The sequence below is a fragment of the Streptomyces sp. NPDC054847 genome, assembly GCF_053610925.1.
Map to the genome: position 1 here is coordinate 1 of NZ_JBSGZJ010000284.1, position 9445 is coordinate 9445.

Below are 9445 nucleotides of genomic sequence, written 5' to 3' on the forward strand. Positions count from 1 at the left end.
GGACACCGGTGAGGGGTGGGTGCCGACCGGGACCCACCCCTCAGCCGCGCGTGGTGCTTCCGCCGACGTCAGCCGTCGTCCTCGGCCTCGAAACCGAGACCCGGGAGGATGCCCGGCAGCAGCGGCGGGATGGTGATCTGCGGATGCGGCGGCTCCGAGCCCTTGCCGGACGGGGAGGGGCTCGCCTGCCCCTGCGGCGGATCGAGGAGACCACCGGTGTTGCCCCCGAGCAGGCCGTCGTTCGGCGTACCCGAAGTGGAGCCGGAAGGGCTGGGACTGGTGTCCCCGCTCCCGTGCCCGCCGTCGGCGCCGGGCGAGGTCGATGCCGTACGGTCCGGGTCGGCGGTGCGTCCCGAGTCCTGTGAGGCGCCCGGGCCCTGGGAGTCGCGTTGCTTCTCCGGGGTGCGGGGCAGCATCGACTCGAGCGGGCCGACCTGTTCGTCTATGGCGTCGAAGGCGGAGTCGACGTCGTTGCCGACGTCGGTCAGCTGGGCGGGCAGCCGGTCGCGCAGTCCGTCCCACGTGTCGCGGTGCGAGCGGGAGAAGGAATTGAGCGCGGCCATCGGGGCGAGCGACCCGTCGCGCTCGTATGCGGCGCTGAGCAGGCGGTGGCCTTCGGTGACGTCGTGCCGCATGCCGTTGAGCGTGCGGCGGACCTCGCCCAGGGACTCGTGGTCCAGTGCGCCGCCGCGGTCCCGCTCCATCAGCCGGCGGGCCTCGCTCAGGCGGGTCGACGCCTGGTCGAGGTAGAGCTCACCGCGGTCGGAGTCACCGTCCGCGAGGCCGAGCTTGAAGTCCTCCATGCCGCGCTTCAGCCCGTACAGCGAGTCACCGGGGAGGGCGTCGGAACTCGCAGCGGCCACTCCGCCGAATGCCCCGGCCGCCACACCGACGGTCAGCCCGCCGGCGGCGAGCCCTTTCGACCAGCGGGAACGCGGTCGCAATTTCCGGAGCGGGGATGCCCGGTGCGCGCCGCGGCCGGAGGTCCGCTGCTCGGGCACCGTAGGGCCCGTGGACGCACCCCCTCTGCCTTCCTGGAGCAGCGATTCCATCGCCGCCACGAGCTGTGCCCGCTGCACCACCTTGACCTCGGGGTCCAGCTGCGGCTTCGGCAGTTCGCCGAGACCGTGGGCCAGGGTCAACAGCCGTTCGTGCTCGGGCGGTTCGACGGACTCGACCGATTCGTCGGGCTGTTCGGCCGCCTGGTCTTCCAAGGCCTGGGCGAAGGCGTTCGCCCGCCGGTGCGCCGAAACGTTCGCGATCACTGGCGGCACCTCCTCTCGTCATGACGATCGACTCCCCTGAGGGTCTGGAGGGTTGCACACCTTGAGTACATCCACACGAACGAGTGAGTGGCTGCGGGCATGGCGCGTCCAGAGGGAGCCTGCATTCCGCACAACGAGCGTCGCGGCACTTGGGTTACGCGCGAAAGATGATCGGACCAGTGCGTCATCGAGGCGTCACCGATTGTCAGTTGGGGACGGGGGCCGTGGGGGAGTGGGGGAACGATGGGGCTCTGTCGCGGGGGGAACGGCTCAGCGTGCGTCGTCGGGCAGCAGTCGGGCGAGCGTGCGGACCGCCCGGTACTGAAGGGTCTTGATCGCGCCCTCGTTCTTGCCCATCGCCCTGGCCGTCTCCGCGACGGACAGGCCTTGCAGGAAGCGGAGCGTGACGCACTCCTGCTGCTGGGGGTTGAGCTTGCGGACGGCTTCGAGCAGCGCGGCGTTGGAGAGGGACTCCAGGACCGAGTCCTCCGGGCTGCGCTCGACCTCATTGGCGTCGAGCATCTCGCCGGTGGTCACTTCCAGGCGGAAGCGGCTCGATTTGAAGTGGTCGGCGACCAGATTGCGGGCGATCGTGACGAGCCAGGCGCCGAAGTCCCGGCCCTGCCAGGTGAAGGTGGAGATGCGGCGCAGGGCGCGCAGGAAGGTCTCACTGGTGAGGTCCTCCGCCGTGGCCTTTCCGCCGACGCGGTAGTAGATGTAGCGGTAGACGGTGTCGCTGTACTGGTCGTAGAGCCGGCCGAAGGCCTCGGCCTCGCCCGCCTGGGCGCGTTCGACCAGGTCCATCATGCGGGCGCTGTCGCTGTCGGCGGTGGGCCGGCGGGTGGCGGCGTGGGCGCCTGAGCTGCCCCGGCCCGCCCTTCTGCCCGAGGCCCGTCCGTCGGCCGACCGCCGCCCCTCGTCGACTGCGCTGCGCGCGGGACCCTTCTGCAGGCCGTCGGTCAGGGCGTAGCAGGGTGCTGCCGGACCGCCGGCGGCGAGGCCGGGGGTGGCGTATGCGGGGACGGTGTACGCGGCGGGGACAAGGCCGCGCAAGTGGTCGAGGACCGCTGCGCGCAGCGTAGCCAGGCCCGAGGCGTCAACCCCGACGTGTGGGTACACGGGACTCCCAGAGGCAGAGCTTCCATCACGAGCAGTGCGGGACCGTTCACCCGTCGTGATGACTGGTGGGGTGGTCCGTCATGCGTCTGAGGAGAATAACGCTTCGTACAGGCAGCGCTACACCCAGTTGCTCAAATCGTCGTTTCCGTCGCTTCTGTTACGTCTTAGGGCCGCAACTGGTCGCACATTGTGAGCACTTGTTGATCGAATTGCGTCGACAACTGTCTTATCGGGCGGTGAGTTGTGGCCGGGCCGTGACAAGAGGACTGGCCGGGGGCCCGGAGGGGTAACAGCCGTGGATTGGCCGCCGACACGCCGGGGGAGCACGTGTTCGGAAGCGTGCGACGGCCGCAGGCCGTCGGCGAAAGGCCGCGCGGGGTCCGCGGCGGCTGTGGGGCGTGACCGCGTCAGCGCCGGCGGCGGTGGAGCGCGACCGCGGCCGCGGTGCCGCCCGCCAGGGCTCCCACCCCGGCCGCAGCGGGGATGCCGACCTTGGCCGCCTTGCGGCCGGTGCGGTAGTCGCGCAGCCGCCAGTCCCGCTGCCGGGCGTGCTTGCGCAGCTTGGTGTCCGGGTTGATCGCGTACGGATGGCCGACGAGCGAGAGCATCGGGATGTCGTTGTGGCTGTCGCTGTACGCCGCGCAGCGGGACAGGTCGAGGCCCTCCGCCGCGGCCAGCGCGCGCACGGCCTCGGCCTTCGCCGGGCCGTGCAGCGGTTCGCCGACGAGCTTGCCCGTGTAGACGCCGTCGACCGACTCGGCGACGGTGCCGAGCGCGCCGGTCAGGCCGAGGCGGCGGGCGATGATCGTCGCGGTCTCCACGGGCGCCGCCGTGACCAGCCATACCTTCTGGCCGGCGTCGAGGTGGGCCTGGGCGAGCGCGCGGGTGCCCGGCCAGATGCGGTCGGCCATGTACTCGTCGTAGATCTCCTCGCCGATGCTCATCAGCTCGGAGACGCGGTGGCCCTTGACGATGGAGAGGGCGCTGTCGCGGGCGTCCTGCATGTGCTCGGGGTCCTCGACGCCGGCCAGCCGGAACCACGCCTGCTGCCAGGCGAACCTCGCCAGTTCGCGGCGCTGGAAGAACTTGCGCTTGTAGAGCCCGCGGCCGAAGTGGAAGATCGCGGCGCCCTGCATGACCGTGTTGTCGAGGTCGAAGAAGGCGGCGGCGCGCTCGTCGCCCGCGACGGGGAACTCCGGTTCCACGGCAGGGGCGGTGACGTCCTGTGCCTCGAGTGCCTCGATCGTCTGCGAGGACTTCCGTGCTGCCTCGGCTGCGGCTTCGCCCGCGAGCACGCTGCGTGCCGTGGCGGAGCGCCTGCGCGGGGTGAGCCATCCCAGTGCGGCCATGTCGTGAGCATAGCCAGTCTGTTCGGTACTTCCTGACGCACGAGGATGCGGCGGCGTGAACAGTCCGCGACCGCGCTGTTAAGGGGAGCGGCGAGAATGGGCGTATGAGTCCACTGCTGCGGCGTACGAAGAAGAACTCCGGGGAACACGTGGTGACCCTCATCGGGAAGCCCGGATGTCATCTCTGTGACGATGCGCGCGCCGTGGTGGAGCAGGTGTGCGCGGAGGCCGACGTCCCCTGGGAGGAGAAGGACATCAACCAGGACGAGGAGCTGCACCGCGCCTACTGGGAGCAGATCCCGGTGGTGCTCGTCGACGGCGAGCAGCACACCTTCTGGAAGGTGGACGCGACCCGGCTGCGGCGCGCGCTGGGCGCGTAGGTCCTGTCCGCCCGGACAGGACCCGGGCCGCGTCCGGTCCCGCGTCCACGGAAGTGCACGGCGCGCCGTCGCGGCCCTATCGGCATTCGATGACGGCAGGGCACAGTAGGCGGAATCAGGCGGTCTCGGGGGCGTATTCGAGAGGAGAGTGTCCGATTTTGCGCCCTTCGGTAGCCCTGCGGTCACGATCGGTTCGCGGTTCCTCGATCCGGCCGCCGAATTGCGTGACCCCGGTCACTTTGGACGGACAAAGCGGACACCATCTTTGTGCACGCGTTCACAAAGACATAGCCTGCTGTCGACGGGGCGGTCCTGGGACACACGGCCGCCTGCAGCCTCGCTCATCCCCCAGGAGCACCGTGGCAACTGGCCGAAATCACCGACCGGCGACCCGTAGCCGAGGAATCCCCGAGGCCACCGTCGCCCGGCTTCCGCTGTACCTTCGCGCACTGACCGCGCTGTCGGAGCGTTCCGTACCCACGGTCTCGTCCGAGGAGCTCGCGGCGGCGGCGGGCGTCAACTCCGCGAAGCTGCGCAAGGACTTCTCCTACCTCGGCTCGTACGGGACCCGGGGCGTCGGCTACGACGTGGAGTATCTCGTCTACCAGATCTCCCGGGAACTGGGCCTGACCCAGGACTGGCCGGTTGTGATCGTAGGAATCGGTAACCTCGGCGCCGCGCTCGCCAACTACGGCGGCTTCGCGTCCCGTGGTTTCCGGGTCGCCGCGCTGATCGACGCCGACCCCACCATGGCCGGAAAGCCCGTCGCGGGCATCCCGGTGCAGCACACGGACGAGCTCGAGAAGATCATCAGCGACAACGGGGTCTCGATCGGCGTCATCTCCACGCCCGCCGGCGCCGCGCAGCAGGTGTGCGAACGCCTGATCGCCGCCGGTGTCACCTCCATCCTGAACTTCGCGCCCACCGTGCTGTCCGTGCCGGACGGCGTGGACGTGCGCAAGGTCGACCTCTCGATCGAGCTCCAGATCCTCGCCTTCCACGAGCAGCGCAAGGCCGGCGAAGAGGCCGAGGCCGCGAACCGCAAGGGCCCCGACGGTGACATGTCCGCGGTGATGCCGGCATGAGTCTCCTGGTCGTAGGGCTGAGCCACCGCAGCGCACCCGTGAGTGTGCTGGAGCGGGCATCCCTGCCCACCGACGCGCGGATCAAGCTTCTCCAGGACACCCTGGCCGCGGAACCCGCCACCGAGGCGACGGTGCTCGCCACGTGCAACCGCATCGAGCTGTACGCGGACGTGGACAAGTTCCACGCCGGTGTCGCCGAGCTGTCCACGCTGCTCGCCCGACACAGCGGCGTGGGCCTCGAGGAGCTCACCCCCTATCTCTACGTGCACTACGAGGACCGGGCCGTCCACCACCTCTTCTCGGTGGCCTGCGGCCTGGACTCGATGGTCGTCGGCGAGGGGCAGATCCTCGGCCAGATAAAGGACGCGCTGGCGCTGGGGCAGGAACTGCACACCGCCGGACGGCTGATCAACGACCTGTTCCAGCAGGCGCTGCGGGTCGGCAAGCGCGCGCACAGCGAGACCGGGATCGACCGGGCCGGGCAGTCGCTCGTCACCTTCGGTCTCGAGCAGCTCGCCGCGGGCGAGCCGGTCGAGACCTGGGCACGGGACCGGAAGGCGCTCGTCATCGGCGCCGGCTCCATGTCCTCGCTGGCCGCCACGACGCTGGCGCGCCTCGGCGTGCGGGAACTGGTCGTCGCCAACCGGACCATGGAACGCGCGGAGCGGCTGGCCGCGGTGCTGTCCGAGGGCGGTGTGAGCGCGCGCGCCGTGCGCATGTCGGACGTGCCCGCCGAGCTGGCCCTGGCCGACGTGGCCGTGTCGTGCACCGGTGCCACGGGCCTGGTGCTGACGGCCGAGTCGGTCGCGGCGGCGCTCGCGCAGCACGTGGTGCCCGGCGCGGCGGTCCTCGAGGACCTGCGTGCGCCGGAAGGAAGCCTGGTCGCCCGCCTCGCCGCCGTCGCGGCGCGCGACGGACGGGTGGCCGAGCTGCCCGGACGCCACGACGACATCGCGGGACTTCCCGGGGTGCCGCCCGCCGCTGCCGACGCCGACGCGCCGGTCTCCGCCGTGGAACAGGGCGCGGACAGCGCCGTGGCCTTCGCCGCCGCGGATGTTGCCCCGGGCACCGAGCCCGCCGTCACGGACGCCGCCGAGTGCCCCGTCGGGCTCGACGACTCCCTCGTCCAGCACGGCGCCTGGGTCGACAACGGCTCACGCGCCCCGCGTGAAGCGGACCGCACGGTCGTCGCGCACGGCGCCGGACCGGTACGGCTCGGGCTGCTGGACCTGGCGATGCCGAGGGACATCGACGCCGCCGTCCACCGCCTCGCGGGCGTACGCCTCGTCGACATCGAGTCCCTCGCGGAGGCCTCGGCCGACGCGCCCATGGCCGCCGACGTGGACCAGGTCCGCTCGATCGTCTCCGACGAGGTCGCCGCGTTCGGCGCCGCCCAGCGTGCCGCGCACATCACGCCGACCGTGGTCGCCCTGCGCACCATGGCCGCCGATGTGGTGGCGGGCGAGATGGCGCGCCTCGAGGGGCGGCTGACCGGACTCGACGAGAAGCAGCGGGCCGAGATCACCCAGACCGTGCGCCGCGTGGTGGACAAGCTCCTGCACGCGCCCACCGTGCGGGTCAAGCAGCTGGCCGGAGAACCCGGCGGCGCCGGGTACGCGGACGCGCTGCGGACACTCTTCGACCTCGACCCGGAGACGGTCGCCTCCGTCAGCCGGGCCGACCTGAATGACGCAGATGTCAAGAACCGAGGGCGAGTATGACCGAGAGGGCACTGAGGCTCGGAACCCGGCGCAGCAAGCTGGCCATGGCCCAGTCCGGGCAAGTGGCCGAGGCGGTGCGCCGGCTGACCGGCCGCGCCGTCGAGCTCGTCGAGATCACCACGTACGGGGACGTGTCCCGTGAGCATCTCGCGCAGATCGGCGGCACCGGCGTGTTCGTCGCCGCGCTGCGTGAGGCGCTGGCGCGCGGGGAGGTCGACTTCGCCGTTCACTCGCTGAAGGACCTGCCCACGACCCAGCCCGACGAGCTGGCGCTCGCGGCCGTGCCGAAGCGTGAGGACCCGCGCGACGTGCTGATCGCACGCGACGGCCTCAGCTTCGAACGGCTGCCGAACGGCGCCCGGATCGGGACCGGTTCGCCGCGCCGGATGGCGCAGCTGAACGCGTACGCCCGCACGCACGGCCTGACGATCGAGACGGTGCCGATCCGCGGCAACGTCGACACCCGCATCGGATTTGTACGGAACGGGGAGCTCGACGCCGTCGTGCTCGCCGCGGCCGGACTCAACCGCATCGGCAGGACCGACGAGGTGACCGACTTCCTGTCGGTGGACTTCGTCCTGCCCGCTCCCGGCCAGGGGGCACTGGCGATCGAGTGTTCCGCGTCCGACGCGGACCTCACCGCCGCGCTCGCCGAGCTCGACGACCCGCACACGCGGGCCGCCGTGACCGCCGAGCGATCCCTGCTCGCCGCCCTGGAGGCCGGCTGCTCCGCACCTGTGGGTGCGCTGGCCGACCTGTTGGGCGACGGCCAGGCATTCACCGAAATGCGCCTGCGCGGCGTCGTCGGCACGACCGACGGCTCTTCGCTGGTGCAGCTGTCCACCACCGGTCCCGTACCCACGTCGCACGACGACGCGGCGGCGCTCGGACGCGAACTCGCGGACGAGATGCTCGCCAAGGGTGCGGCTGGTCTTATGGGGGAGCGAGCACTTTGAGCCCCACCACCTCGAACCGTCCGCCCCTTCCGGCACACGGACACGGGCACGTCACCTTCCTGGGTGCCGGTCCCGGCGATCCCGGTCTGCTGACTCTGCGCGCCGTCGAGGCGCTTGCCGGCGCAGACGTGCTGGTCGCCGAGCCGCAGGTGCTCGACGTCGTTCGCGGCCATGCGCGGGCGAGCGTGAGCACGCCTGAACTGACGGTTGTTGACGACGTGTCAACAACCGCCGGAATCCCCGTACTCAGGGATGCGGCCAATCTTGTCATGGAGGCCGCACGGGGCGGCAAGCGGGTCGTCCGTGCGGTGACCGGTGACCCCGGCCTGGACACCGACGCAGGTCAGGAGATGCTGGCCTGCGCCGCGGCGGGGATTCCCTTCGAGGTCGTGCCCGGTGTGGCGACCGCGGTGGGCGTGCCCGCGTACGCGGGTGTCCCGCTCCGTGACGAGCAGGGCGCCGATGTCAGGTTCGTCGACGCGCGGACCGCTTCCGACCGCTGCTGGAGCGAGGTCGGCGCCAGCGACGGCACGGCCGTCGTCTCCGCCACGCTCGAGACGGTCGCCGCGGCGGCCGGCGAGCTGGTCGCGGCCGGCCGTAAGCCGGACACCCCGCTCACCGTAACCGTCGCCGGCACGACCACGCGGCAGCGGACCTGGACGGCGACGCTCGGCACGATCGCGCAGACGCTGAAGCAGGCGAAGGTGCTGCCGTCCCCCGACGGCCACCAGCCGGTCATAGCCGTGGTCGGTGAGCGCAGCGCCGCGGCACAGCGTGAGCAGCTCGCGTGGTTCGAGTCCAAGCCGCTGTTCGGCTGGAAGGTGCTCGTGCCGCGTACGAAGGAGCAGGCGGCCTCGCTCTCCGACCAGCTTCGTTCCTACGGCGCCGTGCCGCACGAGGTCCCGACGATCGCCGTCGAACCGCCGCGCACGCCGCAGCAGATGGAGCGCGCGGTCAAGGGCCTGGTCACCGGCCGTTACGAGTGGATCGCGTTCACGTCCGTCAACGCCGTGAAGGCGGTGCGGGAGAAGTTCGAGGAGTACGGGCTCGACGCCCGCGCCTTCGCCGGGATCAAGGTCGCGGCGGTCGGCGAGCAGACGGCGGCCGCGCTGGTGGACTTCGGCGTCAAGCCGGACCTCGTTCCGAGCGGTGAGCAGTCCGCGGCCGGTCTGCTGGAGGACTGGCCGCCCTACGACCCGGTCTTCGACCCGATCGACCGCGTCTTCCTGCCGCGCGCCGACATCGCGACCGAGACGCTGGTCGCGGGCCTCATCGAGCTCGGGTGGGAGGTCGACGACGTGACCGCCTACCGGACCGTGCGGGCCTCGCCGCCGCCGGCGGACACCCGCGAGGCGATCAAGGGCGGCGGCTTCGACGCCGTGCTCTTCACCTCGTCGTCGACGGTGCGGAACCTGGTCGGCATCGCCGGCAAGCCGCACAACGTGACCGTGATCGCCTGCATCGGTCCCGCCACCGCGAAGACCGCGGAGGAGCACGGGCTCCGGGTGGACGTGCTGTCCCCCGAGCCGTCCGTGCACCGGCTGGCCGAGGCGCTGGCCGAGTTCGGCGC

At 71.4% G+C, this 9445-nt stretch carries 8 protein-coding genes; 5 read left to right on the forward strand and 3 right to left on the reverse strand.

Features of this window, described 5'->3' with window-relative positions; all coding sequences use genetic code 11:
* Positions 1-68: 68 nt before the first annotated feature.
* The 3 genes from ACWGH4_RS24110 to ACWGH4_RS24120 all read right to left on the reverse strand — a co-directional run bounded on the left by ACWGH4_RS24110 (position 69) and on the right by ACWGH4_RS24120 (position 3733).
* Positions 69-1265 (reverse strand): DUF5667 domain-containing protein, encoded by a 1197-nt coding sequence (locus ACWGH4_RS24110; RefSeq protein WP_453464384.1) that lies wholly within the window; start codon positions 1263-1265, stop codon positions 69-71.
* A gap of 270 nt (positions 1266-1535) precedes the next feature.
* Positions 1536-2384 carry an ECF subfamily RNA polymerase sigma factor, BldN family gene (locus ACWGH4_RS24115; protein WP_441265619.1) on the reverse strand — a complete coding sequence of 283 codons (849 nt, stop codon included), beginning with the start codon at positions 2382-2384 and terminating at the stop codon, positions 1536-1538.
* Between the two features lie 407 nt (positions 2385-2791).
* Complete coding sequence (locus tag ACWGH4_RS24120) at positions 2792-3733, reverse strand: HAD family hydrolase (protein WP_364586109.1); 942 nt, start codon at positions 3731-3733, stop codon at positions 2792-2794.
* A gap of 104 nt (positions 3734-3837) precedes the next feature.
* Between ACWGH4_RS24120 and ACWGH4_RS24125 the strand changes: the two genes are divergently transcribed.
* From ACWGH4_RS24125 to ACWGH4_RS24145, 5 genes are all read left to right on the forward strand, one after another.
* Complete coding sequence (locus tag ACWGH4_RS24125) at positions 3838-4113, forward strand: glutaredoxin family protein (RefSeq protein ID WP_453464388.1); 276 nt, start codon at positions 3838-3840, stop codon at positions 4111-4113.
* Between the two features lie 359 nt (positions 4114-4472).
* On the forward strand, positions 4473-5198 hold the full coding sequence (locus tag ACWGH4_RS24130) for a redox-sensing transcriptional repressor Rex (RefSeq protein ID WP_159688926.1): 726 nt from the start codon (positions 4473-4475) through the stop codon (positions 5196-5198).
* Positions 5195-6919 carry a glutamyl-tRNA reductase gene (locus ACWGH4_RS24135; protein ID WP_453464391.1) on the forward strand — a complete coding sequence of 575 codons (1725 nt, stop codon included), beginning with the start codon at positions 5195-5197 and terminating at the stop codon, positions 6917-6919. The genes ACWGH4_RS24130 and ACWGH4_RS24135 overlap by 4 nt, the downstream gene beginning before the upstream one ends.
* On the forward strand, positions 6916-7875 hold the full coding sequence (gene hemC / locus ACWGH4_RS24140; RefSeq protein WP_441265623.1) for a hydroxymethylbilane synthase: 960 nt from the start codon (positions 6916-6918) through the stop codon (positions 7873-7875). Before ACWGH4_RS24135 ends, hemC begins: the two co-directional genes overlap by 4 nt.
* A partial coding sequence (locus ACWGH4_RS24145; RefSeq protein WP_453464395.1) for a uroporphyrinogen-III synthase occupies positions 7872-9445 on the forward strand: 1574 nt, incomplete at its 3' end. The genes hemC and ACWGH4_RS24145, both read left to right, overlap by 4 nt.

What these genes read in the sequence shown, in the direction of transcription:
- ACWGH4_RS24120 (WP_364586109.1), bottom strand. Translation starts at nt 3,733, where the DNA reads ATGGCCGCACTGGGATGGCTCACCCCGCGCAGGCGCTCCGCCACGGCA.
- ACWGH4_RS24125 (WP_453464388.1), top strand. Translation starts at nt 3,838, where the DNA reads ATGAGTCCACTGCTGCGGCGTACGAAGAAGAACTCCGGGGAACACGTG.
- ACWGH4_RS24135 (WP_453464391.1), top strand. Translation starts at nt 5,195, where the DNA reads ATGAGTCTCCTGGTCGTAGGGCTGAGCCACCGCAGCGCACCCGTGAGT.
- hemC (WP_441265623.1), top strand. Translation starts at nt 6,916, where the DNA reads ATGACCGAGAGGGCACTGAGGCTCGGAACCCGGCGCAGCAAGCTGGCC.